We start from the raw sequence: 21605 nt of genomic DNA, 5'->3' as shown, positions 1-21605 counted from the left end.
AATAAGAAAAAGAAACGAGTGATTTCCCTTACAAAACGTTTTGTTATCTTACAGTTTTGTCATTTTTCTCATCAATGTATGATATTCTTCATCTTTTGCAAATTGGAACGTGAATGTTGTCCCTTCTCCTTCAGCCGATTGAACATACATTCCATGATGTAAATTATCGCAAATTTCCTTCGTAATATATAAGCCCATCCCAGTCGCTTCTCTCGTTTTACGTCCATTTATTCCCGTAAAGAATGGGTCAAATATGCGCTTTACGTCTTGCTCTGGAATACCAATTCCATTGTCCTTAATATGTAATAACACCTTTTGATTTTTCTCTTCAATTTGAAATTGAATTTCTTTTTTCTCTACCGCTGAAATTTTGGTATACTTGATTGCGTTTACAACAATTTGACCTATAGCAATGCTCAGCCATTTTCTATCAGATGCAACCATACAAGTATCTTCTTCAAACATCACTTTCGGGAATACAGACGATTGAATGAAGGATTTTCGGTTTTCATTAATAATACCTCGCACGATATCTATAACATTTACTACTTCTACCTTATAATCTTTCGCAAACTGCTCTAGTCTTGCCATATGTAACGCTAAATCTAACCCATTTAGTATACGGTTATTTTCTTCACGGATACTTTCAACTGTTACTCTTGCCTCACGATGCTCTTTGCCAAACTTCTGCAACAATAATTCAATAACAGATACTGGTGTTTTCATTTGGTGAATCCATTGGTTCATAAATATCATTTGCTGTTGCTCTTTCGCATGCTGTTTATGAATTTCATTCATATATTGCTGTCTTAATAACGTAAAAGATTCAACGACCATTTCTTGCTCTGATGTATAAGATTCATCAATAAGTAAAGAGTCATGTAATGTATTTCCGCCAGTAACGTACTTTTCGATCCTCTTTAAAAACACACTCCGTTTTCGATAATCGTAAATGAGGTATACAGTAAACACAACTGTTCCTAATAAAAGTCCATATAACCACGTACTCCAATCAATGGATTTCTTTTCTAAAAGACTTTGCAACTGCAAAACGAGCCCAAATAAACAAAGGCTAACAATATAAGAAAGAATTAAAGGAAAGCGATCCACGAGGTAATTTTTAACCTTCATGCCCTTCGCCCCACTCCGTAAGAAGCGCATAACCATATCCACGTTTCGTTACAATTGCATTTTTAATGCCTAGCTCTTCTAGTTTCTTCCTTACACGTTTTACATTTACGGTTAATGTATTATCATCCACAAATGCTACTTCATCCCATAGAGCTTCTAACAGTTCTTCACGCGTTACATATTGATTCACCTGTTTCATTAAACACTCTAATAAGTAAAACTCATTTTTTGTCAGTTCAGTTTGTTGTCCCTGCCACTCAACGATATGCTGGGACGGGAATAACAACAGTCCATTTACACCTAAACAATCACTCTCAGCAGCAGAGGCATACTCTCCATAGCCACGGCGAAGCGCACTCTTCACCTTTGCCATTACGATATCTAAATGGAATGGCTTCGTAATATAATCATCGCCGCCATTTTCAATCGCCATCACTTGATCCATTTCCCCTGTTCTTGCAGAAACAAAAATAATCGGCGCATTCGATACAGTACGAATTTGACGACACCAATAAAAACCGTCAAAGTACGGTAAGTTAATATCAAGTAACACAAGATGAGGATTTATTTTTACAAACTCATCTTTTATATGACGTAAATCACTTGCTCTAAATGATTGATAGCCATACCTTTCTAAATGCTCCTCTAATATTCCCGCAATTTTCTCATCATCTTCTACAATTAATATTTTATACATGTTCTTTTTCTCCCCATAAAAGAATTCTTCTACATTTACTCCTTTTTCCATTATAAATTGAAAATTTAATTAGTGGGGATTTTTCCCTATAATAATCTAACTATTGCAATATAAAGTGATACTTTAATCAGTGGAGGTTCTACGGGCAAATAGTGGGATAAAAAAAAGACTGCCATATTTCGGCAGTCTTAATCGATAAATTCAAATTCATATTCAAGAATTTTTACAATATCTCCGTCTTTTGCACCACGTGCACGAAGCGCTTCATCAATACCCATTCCGCGCATTTGGCGAGCGAAACGACGTATAGATTCATCACGTGAGAAGTCTGTCATTTTGAATGTCTTCTCGATATCGTAACCAGAAATAACAAATGTGCCGTCACTTTCACGTGTAATTTCAAATTTAAGACTTTCAGCATCAAATTTATACATTACACTTGCTTCAGACTCTTCGACAACATCGTACATTGGGAATTCTGGTGTTGTTTCTAATAAGTTCGCTACTTCAAATAGTAAATCACGAACACCTTGTTTCGTTACAGCTGAAATTGGGAAGATTTTTACTTCGTCTCCCACTTTCTCTTTAAATGCTTGTAAGTTCTCTTCTGCATCTGGCATATCCATTTTGTTTGCTACAACAACTTGCGGACGCTCTGTTAAACGCATATTGTATTCTTTTAATTCATTATTAATTGTAACATAATCTTCATATGGCTCACGGCCTTCTAAACCAGACATATCAATAACATGTACAATTACACGTGTACGCTCGATATGACGTAAGAATTGGTGTCCAAGTCCAACGCCAGCATGTGCGCCTTCAATTAGTCCAGGAAGGTCAGCCATCACGAAGCTGCGGTTATCACCAGTTTCAACAACACCAAGATTCGGAACGATTGTTGTAAAGTGATACTCTGCAATTTTCGGACGTGCTGATGATACAACAGATAATAATGTAGATTTACCTACACTTGGGAATCCAACAAGTCCAACATCTGCTAGTACTTTAAGTTCTAGAATGACATCACGTTCTTGACCTGGTTCTCCGTTCTCAGCGATTTCTGGTGCTGGGTTCGTAGCTGTTGCGAAACGTGAGTTACCACGGCCACCACGGCCACCTCTTGCGATTACAGCAGTTTGTTCATGCGTTACTAAATCGGCAAGAATTTGACCAGTTTTTTCATCTTTTACTATTGTTCCTGGTGGAACCTTTACGATTAAATCTTCAGATTTACGTCCGTGCTGACCTTTACTCATTCCGTGCTGACCGCGATCAGCTTTGAAATGACGTTGGTAGCGGAAGTCCATTAATGTACGTAAGCCTTCCTCAACTACGAAAACAACATCTGCACCTTTACCGCCGTCGCCACCTGCTGGGCCACCTTTAGGAACATACTTCTCACGACGATACGCAACCATACCGTTACCACCGTCGCCGCCTTTTACATATATCTTGACCTGATCTACAAACATTATTTCACCACACTTTTTCAATTGGTTGTAATATAACTGAGACTTCTTCGTCTCGCACTGTATAAGAAATGGAATACCATTTATTGTTTTGGGTCGCAAGCCAATTCTGTAGTTCTTCTACACTCGTTAGCTTACCACGAAAATCAAAAAAGAAACGAGCATTATCCGCGTCACATTCAATTGTGATACAAACATAATTTTCAACATATACGTCTAAACTATGCTGAAGCATCGAGAAAAATTGATTCGTCCATGTACATACAGTCTCATCTAAGTGAGATAAGTTATGTAATTTCCCTAATACTTCGTACTCCAATAAGCACGGCTGCTGTTTCCAATTATATGTTAAAATCCACTCTGAAAATAAAGGCATTGATAGCCCCATCAGATTGGATTCTTGTCTCGCTTCTTGGACAAAACGATCGATGAGACTATGAATTTCTTCCACTTTTCCAAGGGAAAGGTTTCCTTTCACCATCTGCATACGATTGAGCCAATCATGTCTTGAATGGCGCAATGCATCTATAATTGTCCATTTTTCATTCATTTAGATACCCCTTAATATAGAAAAACTCTAACCTGCACTCAGGTTAGAGTTTTCCGTGAGTTCTTATGCTTCTTGAGCAACAGGATATACGCTCACTTGTTTGCGGTCACGGCCAAGACGCTCAAAGCGTACTACGCCGTCAACTTTCGCGTATAAAGTGTCATCGCCACCACGACCAACGTTAACACCTGGATAAATTTTTGTACCGCGTTGACGGTAAAGAATTGAACCACCTGAAACCGTTTGACCATCTGCGCGTTTAGCACCAAGACGTTTTGACTGAGAGTCACGACCGTTCTTTGTACTACCTACACCTTTCTTAGATGCGAAAAACTGAAGATCTAATCTTAACATACGTTACACCTCCTGCACTTTTTCTATTAAACGGATATACTTTCCGTAATCAAGTTCGATCGTCTTAAGCGAAACAACCAATCCTTCCAAAAGTATCTGTGCTTTTTCTACTGTATGAACGTCTAAATCATTAGGCAATTCATACGTTAAGAATCCGCCATCACTTCCGAGTTCAATAGTTGCCTGCACATTACAAAGTTCTTCCACTGCATTTATAGAACCAAACACAACCGCTGTAGTTCCAGCACAGACAAGGTCTTGTCCATGTGGCGCATAATCGGCATGTCCAGTCATTTTAAATGATTGGATACTTCCTAATTTCGTGCGACTTATCGTAATTTTAATCATGTTAACCTGGATTAAGCGTTGATAGCTTCAACAACTAGCTTAGTGTAAGGTTGACGATGACCTTGTTTCTTACGATTGTTCTTTTTCGCTTTGTATTTGAAAACGATAATTTTCTTAGCGCGACCTTGTTTTTCAACTTTCGCAGTAACTGTTGCACCTTCTACAACTGGGCTACCAACTTTAACGTTTTCGCCACCAACGAAAAGAACTTTGTCAAAAGTAACAGTTTCACCAGCTTCAACATCTAATTTTTCAATGTAGATTGCTTGACCAGCTTCAACTTTAATTTGTTTTCCACCTGTTTCGATAATTGCGTACATACTTGCACCTCCTCTTAATTACTAAGACTCGCCAAAAACGAGGTAGACATATATGCCTTTAGGGAACCTGTCTTGTGCGGTTGTAGCATATAGCCGTTTAGGTGCTATAAACTATAACATAAAGATGTTATCATGAATCATAGACGGTTGTCAATAAATGTTCTGCTAACTATTTTTCCGCTCTACAATTTCTGTTTTACTTCCAAAACGGACAATTGCATACTTTTCGATCATATCATCTTTGAAATAAATTTCAAATGGAATATTTTTTTGTAATTCTTTTTGCAAAAATTGTTTTTGCAAGTCTTTAGGTGCAGCGATTAATACTGCCTCATCCTCTATATTGCCATATGTAATTAGCTCTCTCTCTAACTCATACGCAATTGTCTCATATGACATCATATACCCCGTCGCTTTGCACGGTACACATTCTTCTAGTAATACGTCGCGTAAAGAATGTTTCTTACGTTTACGTGTCATCTCTAAAATCCCTAACTCTGTAAACCCAAGCACTCTTGTATATGTGCGATCATTTTGCATAGCAGCCATGAGACATTCTCTTACCATTTCTTTATCTTCTCTTCTTTTCATATTAATAAAATCAATTAATATCATACCACCGATATCACGCAGTCTTAATTGACGTGCAATCTCTTCAGCTGCCACTTCATTTGTACGAAGGACTGTATCTTGTAAATTCTGTTTTCCAGTAAACTTGCCCGTATTCACATCAATTACAGTCATCGTCTCCATTTGTTCCACAATTAAATAAGCACCATTCGGGAGCCATACAATTTTTTGAAGTGCTTTCTCGATTTCACGCTCTATTCCAAAATGGTTAAACATTGAAGATTTTTCATTATAAAAAGATACTTTTTCTTTTCCGATATTTTCCTCTAATTCTTTTACTATACTTCTTGTATCTACAACTACTTTTTCAATTGTTTCAATCGGATTCTCTTGGAATACACGATCTAAAAAGGTGGCCGGTCGATGAAGTAATAACGGCGCCTTTCCTTGGCCCTCTTTTCTTTTTAGCTCTTCATATAACTGCTGTAACATTTGCATTTCAGCTTGTATTTCTTCAATCGCTCCTTTTTCAGAAGCAGAGCGGAAAATGTAACCCCCTGTTCCTTCTACCTCAATTTGGAGTAACTGTTGTCTTTTTTTATTATTTTTTATTTTCCGAGAAACAGCGCGCATCTCATCAAACGGCATATAAACGACATATTTCCCGGTAAATTCTATATTCGCTGTCAATTTAGGCCCTTTCGTATCAATTGCCTCTTTCACAACTTGTACGAGAATCGCTTGCCCTTCATGTATACGATAACAAGATGGTACATCATCGTATGAAAGATACGCATGTTTTTCTAAACCGATGTTTACAAATGCTGCGTTCATTCCAGCGATTGTTCTTACGATACGTCCGGCATAAATATGCCCAACAATCTCTTGCTCTTCATTACGTTTCCATAAAAACTCAACAATTTTTTTCTTCTCTTCAATTGCAACGCGCTTTTCCGATCCAGCGTAATTCACATATAACGTTTTCAAAATTATTTCCTCACTTTATAATCTTCTTTGCTTTTACAATAATAAAAGGTTAGTGCTATCGTCAACACTAACCGATTAATTCTTCAACTGATGAAGTTGTTCGTTTTTCAGTAAAATATGCATAGAGCAGTTCATTTTCATCTAATGTGTAATGTTCTTTATATTTTCCATGGACGATAATAGAGTGCTTATATCCTCTACGAAATTTTGTGAATATCTTATATAAATGATCTTCTGATTGCACTTCAATAGGTGCAATCTTTTCAATTCCTCTTTTGTTCCCATAATAACGTTCTAATAAAAAACGCATAAAGGCATACCGTCTTTGTTTCCACTCTTGATATAACGACACTGCCAAAAACATGAGTAGTACCCACATCATAATATTATTGCTATTCCAGAGTAACTGCCATCCTAATATTACACCAAAAAAAACACATGACAATTTCATCATCTTTCCATGTGCTTGTAAATAAGGAAAACGATATGATAGTATATTAAACAATACTTTCCCGCCATCTAACGGCCAAATAGGGAGTAAATTAAACGCTAAAATAATTATATTATTCCACATAAAGAAATAATATAAATCCGCGTTCAGCCAACCGGCTTCAAATAATATATAACCTACTAGCATCATCCAAACATGTTGAATCGGTCCTGCAATTACGACAACAAGTTCCTCTTTCAACGACTTATTACCATGTTCCTCAAGCTCAGCCACGCCACCAAACGGCAAAAGCTGAATTTTTTTTATACGCCAATTATAGTGCGCTGCTGCAAGAGCATGCCCAAGTTCATGAATAAGAACAATACAAAATAACAGTATTAATTCTTTAAAACGTGCAGTAAAAATACCAATGACAATGATAACCCAAAATAATGGATGCACGGAAATTTTCGTTAAAACGTCCCTATATTTAATCAAATGATATCACCTGGATCGGATCAATAAATTTTTCATTCTTTTTTATCGCGAAATAAAACTTTCCATTTTTATCATTTGTATCATTACTCACCGTTCCAATTTTTTGTTTCTTTGAAACGTAATCATATAATTTCACTGACATATCGTTTAAGTTTGCATACCATGACTCCGTACCATCTGCATGTTGAATTTGAACTGTATTTCCAAGTTCCTCTTTCTTACCCGCAAAAACAACTAATCCTTCATTCACTGACTCAACTGTTGCATTTGTAGCTGTTTGGACAAATACACCTTGACCATTTTTTTGAAACCCTTGCATTACTTTTCCAGAAGCAGGAATTGCATAATTTTTTTGCTGAATACTTCCTTCTTTTTTCTCATTCGGTGAATAAAATACAAGCGGTTTTCCAAATTGCTTTTCATACCATTTCGCTACAGTAGCAAACTGAAATTCCTCTTTCATCACTTTTTCTGTAACAGCTTTAGCACCATCGAACGAAGACGGGGCATTCTTATATAAAATAGCAACCGAAAGAACTAATATTGCTGATAATAAAACTTTGAAGAAAAAGACTTCCTTTCGAAATAAAGGGTGAATTTCCTTTTCTCCTTCTTCAATAAATACTGTTTCGCTACCAAAATTCCCTCCGGTAAAATACTGCTCTTCCTCCATCCTTTCTTGCTCGGCCTTCCTTTTCGCAATCCGCTTTTTAATTTCTTCTACGCGTCTATTCTTCATACTGTCTCCTTTCTTTCCGTAAGCTAATTTCAATAGAAACAGTTGTATACAGTTTGTACATGTGTATGAGCTAAGAAAGAAAGATATTCGTGTGAAGAAAAAAGAAAGCACTTCGCATATGTGCGAAGTGCTTTTAACGGATTCCAAAGAAGTTTTTTACCTTTGCAAATACCGATACCTTTTCTTGTTCAAATGCTTGTAATGGTACATTCTCACCCAACAAGCGTCTTGCGATATTACGATAAGCCAACGCTGCTTTTCCGCTTGGTTGCAACGCCACAGGTTCACCTGTATTTGTAGCTCGAATAACTTCATCGTCATCTTCGACAACACCAAGAAGCTCGATTGACAATGTACGTACAATTTCATCAACATCTAACATATCCTGTTCATGAAGCATATGACTACGTACACGGTTAATAACAAGTTTTGGTGGTTCAATATCCTCTTTTTCTAAAAGCCCAATAATACGATCCGCATCGCGCATTGAGGATACTTCTGGCGTCGTAACAACGATTGCTTTATCCGCACCAGCTACCGCATTTTTAAATCCCTGCTCAATCCCCGCAGGACAATCAATTAATATGTAATCATAATCTTGACGTAATACTTGTATTAATTCATCCATTTGTTCAGGTGTTACCGCTGATTTATCACTCGTTTGTGCTGCAGGTAATAAATAAAGATCATCAAAACGTTTATCTTTAATAAGAGCCTGAGGTAAACGGCAACGCCCTTCAACGACATCAACAAGATCAAATACAATACGATTTTCCAGCCCCATTACTACGTCTAAATTTCGAAGACCGATATCTGTGTCAATTAAGCACACTTTCTTTCCAGATAACGCTAGGGCCGTACCAATGTTCGCAGACGTTGTAGTTTTACCTACTCCGCCTTTTCCAGATGTAATTACTATTGCCTCTCCCACAGCTATACAATTCCCCTTTCTAACTTTGTTAAATTAGGTCTAAGATGAGTGAGAAGTTGCAGGCGATCGACAACAATGTGATTGTTCTCATTAATATACGCACATTCTGCCGCCTCCGCTCCGTCTTCTTTCTCTTCCGGAGCCCGCATTGCCACATCACTAATTCGAAGTTGCATCGGGTTCATAACAGATGCAGCGATTACAGCATCCGAATCCCCATAATACCCAGCATGTGCAATTCCTCTTAATGATCCTACAACAAAAATATTCCCCCCAGCGATAACCGTTCCGCCTGGATTAACATCTCCAATTAACAACAAATTTCCTTTTACATGTAAAACTTGTCCAGAGCGAACAATTTTGGAAATAGGGACAATTTCTGTTTCTTCTTTCCAAGCTATTGCTTCTGCTTTAGTGATAACATCACTTTTAATTGAATCCACAACAAGATTCTTTTTATTACGAATTAACGTACGAATCTCTTCTTGTTGGACTTCTGTTAAATAACGATTTCCTACTTTCACATGCACTTCAATTAAAGAGCGTCCATCACCATCGTAGTAATGTGTAGAAAGTTTTTCGTCTAATTCTATCAACAATTCAGAGAATGAACAACAATCATCTAAATGAAGCGTTATCCCATCTTTTGTCCCTTTTATCGTTACATTTTGTTGCTTTTTTTCTTCCACTAAAGTTCACCCCACCGATTCAATTCGACATAAAATTAGAAAATCCTTTTTTCTTTTTCTTCCATCGCTTTTGAAAGACGCAATATATATCGTCTCAGTGGGAAACAAACTATCAACAAGAAAATAGCATTTAACAATAAAGTAGCAAGGAGACGATCTGTGAAAAAGACATACGCTGGCATATGAGTACGTCCCAACAAAGTTAAAAATCCATACACATAATACTCTAGTGCTACAACGCTAGCTAATATGATGGAAACAACAATAAATAAATTCAATTGCAGTACTTTCATCACACTATAAACTAAATAAGCTAAAATCGGATAAGCAAAAATATATATACCGACAAGTTCTGTGTATACGGTATCAAATAAGAAACCAAATAATAGTCCGTAATAAATCCCTTGGACCGGACTATAATACACTGTAATAAAACATAAGACGATTATAAAGAAATGCGGTGCTGCTATACTCTCTTTCCAAAACACATTTGTTGGAACAATGGTAGCAAACATATTTTCAAATAGAAACACAAAAAGGAGCAAAAGAGGAAGAGCTGCTCTTTTTAAAATCTTCATCATCTCTTCTCTCCCTCCTATTCTAATGGCGCTGAAGGCTTTTTACGTTTAGCAACCATAATATGCTCTACGTCATTTAAATCAGCGGCAGGTTTTACATAAGCTGTTTTTGTTAAGCCGTATGCATCTGGTTGTACATCAACGATTTTCCCAATTACAAGACCTTTCGGGAAAATATCACCTAGTCCAGATGTTACAACCATTTGATCTTTTTCTACTTTTGCATCAGAACCAATCTTTGTGAAAAGAAGTAAGTGTTTTTCTTTGTCGTAACCTTCAATTAAACCAAAGATATTTTCTTGCCCTTGTACAATAGCAGATACACGATTTGTTCGGCTCATAGAGCTTAATAACTCTACTGATGATGTAAACTGAGATACACTTTTCACACGTCCAACTAAACCTTGTGAAGTCATAACAGCCATATCTTTTTTAATTCCTTGCTGTGCCCCTTTATCAATTCCAATTAAATCGTACCATTTATCTGAACTACGAGAAACAACAGTAGCTGGAATCTCAGTATAATCGCTCAGCAACTCCTTTTTTCCAGTTAACTCTTGTAACTTCTTGTTATCATCTTCTAATTGTTTTACTTTCCCTGATAGACCTGCATAATTATCTAATTTTGCTTTTAATTCTTTATTCTCTTCATACGTGCGCTTTACATCCTCTACATTTTCGAAGAATCCAGCTACGTATTTCGCTGGCTTTTGGAATACACGTTCTACAACACCGACAGTGTCTTTAACAAACTGCTCTGGCCATGTTAAACTGTTCCGTTCTTTCAATGAGATTCCAATCAATGCCACGAGAAGAATAATACTAACTAACAAAACAATTAATCTTTTGTTTAAGAAAAACTGTGGCACGTTCACACCCTCTTAATTTCACTGATTTTTATTTTGCAATATTATCGAGCAGCAGTTTTGAAAAGATCGATATTGTCTAATGCTTTACCTGTTCCAATTGCTACGCAATCTAATGGGTCTTCTGCAACAAGAACTGGCATTTTTGTTTCTTCACTAATTACTTTATCTAAATTACGTAGTAATGCCCCGCCACCTGTTAATACAATACCGCGGTCCATAATATCAGCTGCTAATTCAGGTGGAGTTTTTTCTAGTGTATTTTTAACTGATTCTACAATCGCATCTACTGTATCTTTTAATGCATCTGCAATTTCTTCTGGCTGAATTAGTACTGTTTTTGGTAAACCACTTACTAAATCACGACCGCGAATTTCCATAGGCTCGATACCTTCTGGCTCGCCTGCAGAACCGATTTCTAATTTTAATGCTTCAGCTGTTCTTTCACCGATCATTAAGTTATAGCTTTTCTTAATGTACTGAATGATTGAATCGTCCATATCATCACCAGCAACACGAACTGACTGACTTGTTACAATACCTCCTAAAGAAATAATTGCAACTTCTGTTGTACCACCACCGATATCAACTACCATACTACCAGTTGGTTCCCAAACAGGTAAGTTTGCACCAATTGCTGCTGCAAATGGCTCTTCGATAGGATAAGCATCACGAGCACCCGCTTGACGAGTCGCATCGATTACTGCACGTCTTTCTACAGCTGTAATACCAGATGGTACACATACCATTACATACGGCTTACGTGAGAAGAAACCGTTTGATTTTTGAGCTTGTTGAATGTAATATTTCATCATTGTTGCAGTTGTTTCATAATCAGCAATTACACCGTCTTTCATCGGGCGAAGTGCCACAACGTTCCCTGGTGTACGACCAATCATTTGTTTTGCGTCGCTACCTACAGCAACGATTTGTTTCGTATCAGTTTGTAACGCAACTACTGAAGGTTCACGTAAAACTACACCTTTTCCTTTTACATATACAAGCGTGTTCGCAGTTCCTAAGTCTATTCCAAGATCGCGAGTAAATCCACCAAATCCAAACATATTATTTATCTTCCTTTCTTGTTTTCACGGACTCATTTTTTCTTACTTTATATTATAAAAACAGTACGTTTTTTATATCTTTATCCTTTTTGTAGATAAATTTCTACAAAAAACTCATAAATCACATTATAAAACAAAATAAGTAAAAAGCATAGTCTTAAATATGACCTTTTTCCTTTAAACTCACGAATTTATGGTCACCTATTATAATATGATCTAGCACTTCAATTCCGATAATCTGGCCGCATTCTACTAAACGTTTTGTTACTTCAATATCTTCACGGCTCGGCGTGGGATCTCCTGAGGGATGGTTATGAAGACATATAATAGAGGCTGCTGCACGACGGAAGGCTTCTTTAAAAACTTCCCTGGGGTGTACAATTGACGTGTTTAAACTTCCAATAAAAATCGTTTGCCTATGTAGAACTTGATTTTTTGTATTTAAATATAAACAAACAAAATGCTCTTGTTGTAAAAAACGCATTTCTTCCATCATGTATTTCGCACAATCTTCTGGACTTCGAATACTATATCTATTTTGATATTCTAAACGCACCATTCTTCTGCCTAGTTCAAAGGCTGCCATAAGTTGCGATGCCTTTGAAATCCCAATACCATGTATACTAATTAGCTCTTCTAATGTTGCATCTTTCAACATACGTAAGCCATCAAATTGGTGTAAAATTTTATCTGATAACTTTAACACTGTTTCTTCTTTAGAACCTGTTCTGAGTAATACTGCGAGAAGCTCTCGATTTGATAAACTTCCGGCACCTTCTAACAATAAACGCTCCCGTGGCTGTTCTTCTCTTACAACATCACGAATACCGTTCATCTCTCCACTCCTTTATTTGTTCTCTCAAAGAAAACCCCATGCAATTTTACGCATGGGTTACATCAATATCAAATTGTTTTAATTCCCTAACGAGACGTGCAATTGGTAAGCCAACTACACTATAGTAGTCCCCTTGAATATTTTGAACGAAAATAGATCCTTTACCTTGAATCCCATAACTACCGGCTTTATCAAGAGGTTCTTTCGACGTGACGTATGTATCAATTTCCTCTTCTGTTAGCTCCCAAAACGTAACTTCTGTACGCTCATAAAAAGTAACCGTTTTTTCTTTTGATATAATCGCAACACCTGTATACACTTCATGTGTTTTCCCTGATAGTAATTGTAACATCTCTTTCGCCTCATCCTCATTAGAAGGCTTACCAAGAATACGCGACTCATATGTAACAATTGTATCTGCACCTAACACAATGTGATCACTATTATTTTCTGCCACCGCTGATGCTTTTTGCAAGGCAAGCGACATTACAATATCAGAAGGCGATGAATATGCACCAATTGTTTCCTCTACTTCACTTACAACGATTTCAAATGGTATGCTAGCTAACTCAAGCAATTCCTTCCTCCGAGGTGATCCTGAAGCTAAAATTATTTTTTTCATATTTTCTCCTTCCTTTCTCACATGAAGCAGAACAATTTATATCAATCGTATCAAAGGAATAGTTTGTCCACAAATGAAAGAAATATTAATTTCTCTAACTAAAATAACAATTCTTTATTGCATACGATTATATTCCTGTCATAGAGAAAGCACTTTGCTCTAAATTCAAAAGAAAAGAAAGAAGTACATGTACTTCTTTCTTACTCATTTTATTATCCTATCATTTCACTTTCTACGAAACAATTTTTTCATACGAAAGTAGGCCATCAATAATAACTTGATTTAATTTCACCAAAGATTCCTTATCCATTTTCCCATCTTTTACTGTTTGTACAGCTACCGACGTATACATATACAGTTTCTTTGCTTCTTCTTGCTTCATACTTTTCCCCTCTTTTTCAATCGCTTTCCATTCTTTTTCAATCGCTTCTATATCTTTTGCGCTGCTTTTTCCACCAACTTGTACACTAGAAGCATATTTTGCTAAATGAGTGTATAATGGCTGCACTTTTGTTAAAAATATTCCTACTTCTTTATCATCTTTCAGCAACGCTTTATCTGTTATATCCCAGTTCTTTTTTAAAACGGAGACACCATCATTTTTATACTGAGTCATTAATTGATTTATAGCCTGTTCATCGCTAGCAATACCAACAACTATTGCATACTTATCCCCGCTCGGTCTCAAAGCTCCAATGCCCCCATTGCCTTTCCATTCTTCAAGAGCTGCTCGTCCCTTTTCTTCAGAAGAATAAAGCCCCCCTTGAACAAAAAATAATTTCATCGGATCCAATGACACTCCTGCCTGTGCTTTTTGTTTTTCTTCTTTTGGTTCTGATGTTTGTCCTGCCGTTCCACCCACCTTTGATTCTCCATTCCCAGTCGGCTTGGAAGCTGTTACTTCACTTCCTCCTGTCGTTCCTTGTCCGGTGAGTAAATGAAGCATCCCCATTCCAAACGCCGTACCGATAATAATTGCGGTTGCAACGATTGCAATTAATGTATTACTCCACTTCTTTCGGTATTTTTCCACAGACATCGATTTCGCTTTTTGAAACGGAACAACATTTCTCGGTCGTTCACCTTCTACTACCATCCATTCAAATTCATCTTTCTTCTTTTCCTCATACTTCGCTTCTGTTCCATTCACTTTCACTGAGATCGTTCGTGATTGCTTGTCCATACACTCACACCTCACCTCTTATCGTTGTCCGCATCATATCATATTCCTTTCACAAAAAAACGAGATATTTGTCAGAGAAATTCGCCAAATAACCCTATATATTTATCTTATATGTATGCTTTTGACTTCATTTGTAGAACAAAAAACTAGATAGCAAAGACTATCTAGTTTTTCTCGCGAATATATTTTCGAACTTCAGAAATGAAATAAAGAGAACCTGTTATGATGAAAACATCATTTTCTCCTATCATTTCAACTTTTGTATCAATTGCCTCTTTCCAATTTTCAAAAACTAATTTTGATTCTTTTTGTGAATATGATGCAAGTTTATCAGCAGAGATAGCACGATCAAAGGCGAATGTTGTAAAAATAATTTCATCTGCAATGGTTTCTAATTGGCCTACCATGTTATGCAATTGTTTATCACCAAGGGCAGTAAATAAAACTATTACATTTTTATCTTTGTAATGCGCTTCTACTGTTTTCACAAGGCTTTCAATACCTTCTGGATTATGGGCACCATCTATAATAATATCCGGGTTACTTTGCAGCTTTTCAAAGCGCCCAATCCAATACGCTTCCCGTAATCCCGTTCTTATTTCCTCTTCCTCAATTAAAAATGATAGATATGTTTTTACATACATGACTGCCATAAGTGCTAGCGCTGCATTTCCTACTTGATGAATGCCTTTCATTGAGATTTGCAAATCTTCAAATGCGGCAAAAGGACAAGTAAAATCAAACTGTTCCCCATCTTCTTTAGACTGCTTATGTAACGCTGTAAAATGCTTGCCAAGTTCGTATAGGTTTGCATGGTTTTCCTTTGCAACATTTTGAATGACTTCCAAAGCTTCTTCGTCCTGCACACCAGTAATTACCGGCACACCAGATTTAATAATCCCCGCCTTTTCATATGCAATTTCTCCTAGTGTATTCCCTAAAATATGCATATGATCGTGACCGATATTCGTAATAATCGTGAGAACAGGGTGTATAACATTTGTAGAATCAAAACGTCCACCAAGCCCTGTTTCAAATAAAACAACATCACAGAAATTGACTTTACCGAAATAACAAATTGCCATAACAGTAATAATTTCAAACTCCGTCGCTTCCCCTAAATCCGTCTCATCTAGTTTTTCCACGACTTGTTTTACCATCTTTACAAGTTCAGTAATCTCTTCATCTGCAATTGGTGCCCCATTCACACTAATGCGTTCATTAAATGTTTCGATATAAGGAGAGGTGAACGTTCCTACCTTATATTTCGCGCCTTCTAACATGTAGCGCATATATGTTAACGTTGAACCTTTTCCATTTGTACCAGCAAGATGAACACATTTTATATGACGCTCTGGATTTCCGAGTTCTTCTAGCATCCATCTCATTCTTTCTAATCCTGGCTTAATTCCAAATTTCAATCGGCTATGAATCCACCCTATCGCTTCTTCGTATGTATGTATCACGTATGCTTTTCCCCTTTCAAAAGACAACTTTCATAGTTCTATTATACGCAAAGAAAAGAGACTCACCAATATAGTGAGTCTCTAAAAACATTTTTACTTTTCAAGATCTACTAGACGTTGACGAACTGCTTCGCGTTTTTCTAGGTAATCTTGCTCTTTCGCACGCTCTCCTTCAATAACTGCCGCAGGAGCTTTCGCTACGAAACCTTGGTTAGAAAGTTTCTTCTGTACACGTTCTACTTCTTTATCGAACTTCTCAAGTTCTTTCTCAAGACGAGCTCTCTCTTCATCAAGATTGATAAGATCAGCTAATGGTAAGAATAACTCTGCACCTGATACGATTGCAGTCATTGCTTTTTCTGGCGCTTGTAAATCCGTTTGAATTGTTAATTCGCTTGGATTACAGAAACGCTCAATGTAAGAGCTGTTTTTCGTAAGTTGAGCAAGTACAGCCTCATCTTTTGCTTTAATTTGCATTTGAACTTTTTTGCTCATTGGCGTATTTACTTCTGCACGGATGTTACGAACAGAGCGAATGATATCAACTAGAAGGTGCATTTCTGCCGCAGCTTCCGTATCTTGTAAATCCTCGCGAACTGTTGGCCACGCAGCTACTGTAATAGATTCGCCTTCATGTGGTAAATGTTGCCAAATTTTTTCTGTTACGAATGGCATGAATGGATGTAATAGACGCATTGTTTGGTCTAATACGTAAGCTAAAATAGAACGAGTTGTTTTCTTAGCTGCTTCATCTTCACCGTATAGTGGAAGCTTCGCCATTTCAATGTACCAGTCACAGAAATCGTCCCAAATGAAGTTGTATAATGAACGTCCAGCTTCACCGAACTCATATTTATCCATGTTACGTGTTACACTTTCGATTGTTTCGTTTAAGCGAGTTAAGATCCACTTATCTGCAACTGATTTTTCACCAGTTAAATCGATTTCTTCATACTTCATATCATCCATGTTCATTAATACGAAACGTGATGCATTCCAAATTTTATTAATGAAGTTCCAAGTAGATTCTACTTTCTCCATGCTGAAGCGTAAATCTTGACCTGGTGCACTTCCTGTTGATAAGAAATAGCGCATTGCATCTGCACCGTACTTCTCGATAACATCCATTGGGTCAATACCGTTACCAAGAGATTTACTCATCTTACGACCTTGCTCATCACGAACTAAACCGTGAATTAATACATCTTTAAATGGACGCTCGCCTGTAAACTCTAAACCTTGGAAAATCATACGAGATACCCAGAAGAAGATGATGTCATAACCAGTTACTAATGCATCTGTTGAATAGTAGCGCTTAAAGTCTGCTGAATCTTCATCCGGCCAACCAAGTGTTGAGAATGGCCATAACGCTGAACTGAACCATGTATCAAGTACATCGTTATCTTGATTCCAGTTTTCAATATCTGCTGGTGCTTCTGTACCTACGTATACCTCACCAGTTTCTTTATGATACCAAGCTGGAATACGGTGTCCCCACCATAATTGACGAGAAATACACCAGTCATGAATGTTTTCCATCCAGCGTAAGTATGTGTTTTCAAAACGCTCTGGTACGAACGTTACTTTTTCTTCTTCTTTTTGTTGAAGTGCTACTGCTTTTTCTGCAAGTGGAGCCATTTTTACGAACCATTGTGTTGATAAGTAAGGCTCAACTACTGCACCGCTACGCTCACTATGACCTACTGAATGCATATGAGGCTCGATTTCTACTAATACGCCAGCCTCTTGTAAGTCTTTCACTAATGCTTTACGGCATTCGAAACGATCCATACCGTTATACTTACCAGCTTTTTCGTTCATCGATCCATCTTCATTCATTACTAAGATGCGTGGTAAGTCATGACGGTTACCTACTTCAAAATCATTCGGGTCATGAGCTGGTGTAATTTTTACAACACCTGTTCCGAAGTCTTTTTCTACGTACTCATCAGCAATAATCGGAATCTCACGGCCTACAATTGGAAGTGTAACTGTTTTTCCGATTAAATGTTTGTAACGATCGTCTTCTGGATGAACTGCTACTGCTGTATCACCAAGCATCGTTTCTGGACGAGTTGTAGCAAGACGAATGTGACCTGAACCGTCTGTTAACGGATAGTTCATATGGTAGAATGCACCTTGAACTTCTTTATGAATTACTTCAATATCAGAAAGAGCTGTGCGTGTTGCTGGATCCCAGTTGATAATATATTCACCACGGTAAATTAAGCCTTTTTCGTATAATTGAACGAATACTTTATTAACCGCATCTGATAAACCTTTGTCTAATGTGAAGCGTTCACGAGAATAGTCTAGTCCTAAACCAACTTTCCCCCATTGTTGACGAATGTGAGAAGCGTACTCTTCTTTCCACTCCCAAGCTTTTTCAAGGAATTTTTCACGGCCAAGATCGTAACGTGAAATACCTTCTTCACGAAGTTTTCCTTCTACTTTCGCTTGTGTTGCGATACCAGCATGGTCCATTCCTGGAAGCCATAGTACATCGTATCCTTGCATACGCTTCGTACGAGTTAAAATATCTTGAAGAGTTGTATCCCAAGCATGACCTAAGTGTAACTTACCAGTTACGTTCGGAGGTGGAATTACAATTGTATACGGTTGTTTCTTCTCGTCTCCTGTTGCTTCAAAATATTTGCCTTCAAGCCACCATTGATAAAGGCCTTCTTCAACGGACATATGATCATATTTAGTTGGTAAATTCTTTTCCGTGTTTGACATTATTTTCCCTCCTTAAAATAAAAAATGTCCCTCATCCAAAAAGGACGAGGGACATCGCGGTACCACCTTTATTTACAAACAAATTCATAATTTGCTTATACTCTTAATTTGATAACGGACAAATCCGTCTTTTCCTAATAAGAACTATTCCGTTCAGAAAAGATGCTCCAGGGCTACCTTCTAACATAACTATCTAGAGAATCTCCCAGCTAATGATTCTCCTCTCTGAAGACGTTTCATGTTATACTCTTCCCCTTCAAGGCATTTATATGATTGTTAATTATTATATACAATAGTGTAAAAAACGAAACCTTATTCGTCAAGATAAATTTAAGTCTATGAATTTTCAGGCGCACAAAAAAGATAAGTAGCATTCTCTACTTATCTTCTTTATCTCGCTATTTGCGGGCAGTAAGATCCCTACATCAAAATTCAGCTGAAGCAAAGAAGTTAGGCGGGAGCCCCGCTGATTAAAGTTTTACTTTACCCGTTCCCTTGCTGGGCAGCTTGTAATTGTGATAGGAAATATTCTATATTGCTAACGAGCCAATGCGATTGTTGCAAACTCTTTACTTCCAGCAATTCATTTTCCTCGTTGCGATTATCTTTTCTTTTTCTATACGAACCGATTTGTCGAATAAATTGTGATGGGTACGTCATATAAGCAAACATGAGAAGTTGCTCTTCTTTCGTAAACGGAAAATTTTTTTGATACATTTGAAACCATTCAAACCGATCACTTCTTGCGATCGGATATGTGTCTAAAGACCGTGAATAAAAACCTACTATATCTTGCACAGGCGTTGCAAACTTCGATTTTTCCAAACTAATAAAATAGCCATTCCGCTCATAGTCAAATAAAAAATGATTAAGTGACACGTTACCATGTACAAAAGTAATACGCGTTTTATCTTTTTCTTTCATCGCATCGTTCCACTCATTTAATTGCTTCGTTGCAAATTCACGCGCTCTCATTACATGATGATAGTACGTACAATATTGCAATTCAAGCGGGGACATATACCATTTTGATTCAGATTCTACGAGAAACTCTTCTAACATCTCACCATCATTTTCCCAGCGATTGGATATAGTTGTATAATGTTTTTCTAAATCTTCTTCCGTATACGTTTCTTCCTTCACAGTTTTTTGATGCAACGTTCCGAGTGTCTGAAACATTTTATGGTATTGATCATTGTCCTCACCATTTCCTTCTGCACGTTCTAACCAAGGCATTAAATAATAATTATACGTCCCGTCACTTAAAATATAATTTCCATCCGTCGCATGGTATATAGGTACATAATTTGAAAAACCTTTCTCCTTCAAATATTGAATATGATGCAGAAAGTTATTCCGCTCTAACTTTCTGCCTTCTATTTTCTTAAGTGCATATGGACCTTGATTCGTATAAATTTTCATTACATTTCCGTGCTCTTCCATATGCTGCGTATCCAATCTATATTGCCTCACGATAGGTTCATAGTGATTTCGCAATTCAATATCCATACGAATAACCCTTTCTATTCAAAACATAACTTCTTTATTTCGCCTTTACTCTTGAAACGGGAATATAAATAATTTGCCCCGTATTTAAAAATATATCTTCTGTTTGATTGACACGGTACAAATTTTGTACCGATGTTTCATAACGGTCTGCAATAGATTCAATTGTATCCCCTTCTTGTACGAAATACATTCTTAACTTTGTAAATTCCTCTTCCGGTTCTTTCGTAAATAGTTTTGTTAAATAAAGCGCATTTTCATCTCGCTGTGAGTACTCTTCTTCTTGTTCTTCCTGCTTTTTCGCTTTTTCTTTCTTGAAATCTTTTCGTCCGAACAATTCAAATTGCGGCGTTGTTTCTTGCTCCTCTTCACGTTCCACAAATTCATGTTCTTCTATTTTCTCTTCTTCTAATTCCTGCTCTTTTCTTTCCTCTAATTGGAACGGTTCAAATGCGTAATCTTCCCACTCATCTGATTCCTTGTATGTTGGTTCTTCTACATGGGGCGCCGGTCTATTCTCATCCTCTTGCGCTGAATCTTCTTCTAAATCAGCATACACCGTTTCTTCTTCATCCTCGCTTCTCTCTTCATCACATAAACCAGTAATAGATATATCCGCTAATAATTGTAAGCAACCATTTTCCTTTAATTCATAATCAAATTCCTCAATTGATACATATAGTTCTTCAATTACTTTCACGCGATTTCTCGGAATTGATATTTCAAGCGGAAAGGAATGAACAAGTTCATTAACCCCATCTTCCCTTGTTTCTACATAATCAATTGACTTTGCTGGCGATAGTTCTCTTAGTGAATACGCCGAATCATCTTGCCTTGCAACATACTCTCCCGTTAAATCTAATTGCCCTCTCACGATTACTTCATGATCAAGCTCTTCTATCTCAACGTCTGGATCTAACGAAATTGACAAAAGTTCATCGACTTCCTGTCCCTTTTGGAACCAAACAGATTCTTTTAATGAAAATCGTAACGAATGATCTGCAGCCACTTCTTTTCCCCCTCCCAAACT

22 protein-coding genes and 2 other annotated features are annotated in these 21605 nt (G+C 37.1%); all 22 genes read right to left on the bottom strand.

Features of this window, described 5'->3' with window-relative positions:
- Positions 1-48: 48 nt before the first annotated feature.
- A complete protein-coding gene (locus ASE54_RS29715; RefSeq protein ID WP_000865417.1) occupies positions 49-1131 on the bottom strand; it encodes a HAMP domain-containing histidine kinase in 1083 nt (360 codons plus the stop codon).
- Positions 1121-1828 (bottom strand): response regulator transcription factor, encoded by a 708-nt coding sequence (locus tag ASE54_RS29710; RefSeq protein ID WP_002082113.1) that lies wholly within the window; start codon positions 1826-1828, stop codon positions 1121-1123. The genes ASE54_RS29715 and ASE54_RS29710 overlap by 11 nt, the downstream gene beginning before the upstream one ends.
- A gap of 188 nt (positions 1829-2016) precedes the next feature.
- The gene (gene obgE / locus ASE54_RS29705) at positions 2017-3303 is read right to left on the bottom strand and encodes a GTPase ObgE (RefSeq protein WP_000497121.1); all 1287 of its coding nucleotides are present in this window, start codon (positions 3301-3303) and stop codon (positions 2017-2019) included.
- Between the two features lie 4 nt (positions 3304-3307).
- The gene (locus ASE54_RS29700) at positions 3308-3850 is read right to left on the bottom strand and encodes a sporulation initiation phosphotransferase B (protein WP_001003585.1); all 543 of its coding nucleotides are present in this window, start codon (positions 3848-3850) and stop codon (positions 3308-3310) included.
- 63 nt (positions 3851-3913) lie between these two features.
- The gene (gene rpmA, locus ASE54_RS29695) at positions 3914-4204 is read right to left on the bottom strand and encodes a 50S ribosomal protein L27 (RefSeq protein ID WP_000944957.1); all 291 of its coding nucleotides are present in this window, start codon (positions 4202-4204) and stop codon (positions 3914-3916) included.
- Positions 4205-4207: 3 nt separating this feature from the next.
- The gene (locus ASE54_RS29690; protein ID WP_002082112.1) at positions 4208-4552 is read right to left on the bottom strand and encodes a ribosomal-processing cysteine protease Prp; all 345 of its coding nucleotides are present in this window, start codon (positions 4550-4552) and stop codon (positions 4208-4210) included.
- Between the two features lie 11 nt (positions 4553-4563).
- A complete protein-coding gene (gene rplU / locus ASE54_RS29685) occupies positions 4564-4872 on the bottom strand; it encodes a 50S ribosomal protein L21 (protein WP_000270907.1) in 309 nt (102 codons plus the stop codon).
- A gap of 14 nt (positions 4873-4886) precedes the next feature.
- Positions 4887-4964, bottom strand: a sequence feature (ribosomal protein L21 leader region).
- A gap of 73 nt (positions 4965-5037) precedes the next feature.
- Complete coding sequence (locus ASE54_RS29680) at positions 5038-6429, bottom strand: Rne/Rng family ribonuclease (protein WP_000855475.1); 1392 nt, start codon at positions 6427-6429, stop codon at positions 5038-5040.
- Between the two features lie 67 nt (positions 6430-6496).
- A complete protein-coding gene (locus ASE54_RS29675; RefSeq protein WP_000599047.1) occupies positions 6497-7357 on the bottom strand; it encodes a M50 family metallopeptidase in 861 nt (286 codons plus the stop codon).
- On the bottom strand, positions 7350-8096 hold the full coding sequence (gene spoIVFA / locus ASE54_RS29670; protein WP_000797477.1) for a stage IV sporulation protein SpoIVFA: 747 nt from the start codon (positions 8094-8096) through the stop codon (positions 7350-7352). The genes ASE54_RS29675 and spoIVFA overlap by 8 nt, the downstream gene beginning before the upstream one ends.
- Before the next feature lie 133 nt (positions 8097-8229).
- Positions 8230-9027 carry a septum site-determining protein MinD gene (gene minD / locus ASE54_RS29665; protein WP_000503309.1) on the bottom strand — a complete coding sequence of 266 codons (798 nt, stop codon included), beginning with the start codon at positions 9025-9027 and terminating at the stop codon, positions 8230-8232.
- A 2-nt stretch (positions 9028-9029) separates the two neighbouring features.
- Positions 9030-9716 (bottom strand): septum site-determining protein MinC, encoded by a 687-nt coding sequence (minC, locus tag ASE54_RS29660; protein ID WP_000391514.1) that lies wholly within the window; start codon positions 9714-9716, stop codon positions 9030-9032.
- Between the two features lie 35 nt (positions 9717-9751).
- The gene (mreD, locus tag ASE54_RS29655; RefSeq protein WP_000975762.1) at positions 9752-10297 is read right to left on the bottom strand and encodes a rod shape-determining protein MreD; all 546 of its coding nucleotides are present in this window, start codon (positions 10295-10297) and stop codon (positions 9752-9754) included.
- A gap of 14 nt (positions 10298-10311) precedes the next feature.
- Entirely contained in the window at positions 10312-11163 is an 852-nt protein-coding gene (gene mreC, locus ASE54_RS29650; RefSeq protein ID WP_001135484.1) for a rod shape-determining protein MreC, read from the bottom strand.
- A gap of 41 nt (positions 11164-11204) precedes the next feature.
- Entirely contained in the window at positions 11205-12224 is a 1020-nt protein-coding gene (mreB, locus tag ASE54_RS29645) for a cell shape-determining protein MreB (protein WP_000466736.1), read from the bottom strand.
- Positions 12225-12381: 157 nt separating this feature from the next.
- Positions 12382-13059 (bottom strand): DNA repair protein RadC, encoded by a 678-nt coding sequence (radC, locus tag ASE54_RS29640; protein ID WP_001013396.1) that lies wholly within the window; start codon positions 13057-13059, stop codon positions 12382-12384.
- 46 nt (positions 13060-13105) lie between these two features.
- On the bottom strand, positions 13106-13681 hold the full coding sequence (locus ASE54_RS29635) for a Maf family protein (RefSeq protein WP_000720491.1): 576 nt from the start codon (positions 13679-13681) through the stop codon (positions 13106-13108).
- 232 nt (positions 13682-13913) lie between these two features.
- The gene (locus tag ASE54_RS29630) at positions 13914-14864 is read right to left on the bottom strand and encodes a hypothetical protein (RefSeq protein ID WP_000360995.1); all 951 of its coding nucleotides are present in this window, start codon (positions 14862-14864) and stop codon (positions 13914-13916) included.
- A 164-nt stretch (positions 14865-15028) separates the two neighbouring features.
- On the bottom strand, positions 15029-16330 hold the full coding sequence (gene folC / locus ASE54_RS29625; RefSeq protein WP_000582072.1) for a bifunctional tetrahydrofolate synthase/dihydrofolate synthase: 1302 nt from the start codon (positions 16328-16330) through the stop codon (positions 15029-15031).
- A gap of 93 nt (positions 16331-16423) precedes the next feature.
- On the bottom strand, positions 16424-19069 hold the full coding sequence (locus ASE54_RS29620) for a valine--tRNA ligase (protein ID WP_000072243.1): 2646 nt from the start codon (positions 19067-19069) through the stop codon (positions 16424-16426).
- 37 nt (positions 19070-19106) lie between these two features.
- Positions 19107-19338: a binding site (T-box leader), on the bottom strand.
- Between the two features lie 214 nt (positions 19339-19552).
- On the bottom strand, positions 19553-20578 hold the full coding sequence (gene ysxE, locus ASE54_RS29615) for a spore coat protein YsxE (RefSeq protein WP_000350651.1): 1026 nt from the start codon (positions 20576-20578) through the stop codon (positions 19553-19555).
- 34 nt (positions 20579-20612) lie between these two features.
- Positions 20613-21584 (bottom strand): stage VI sporulation protein D, encoded by a 972-nt coding sequence (gene spoVID / locus ASE54_RS29610; protein ID WP_000718528.1) that lies wholly within the window; start codon positions 21582-21584, stop codon positions 20613-20615.
- Between the last annotated feature and the right edge of the window lie 21 nt (positions 21585-21605).

Source organism: Bacillus sp. Root131, assembly GCF_001429475.1.
GTDB lineage: Bacteria > Bacillota > Bacilli > Bacillales > Bacillaceae_G > Bacillus_A > Bacillus_A thuringiensis_S.
This window is presented reverse-complemented; position numbering and strand designations above follow the sequence as displayed.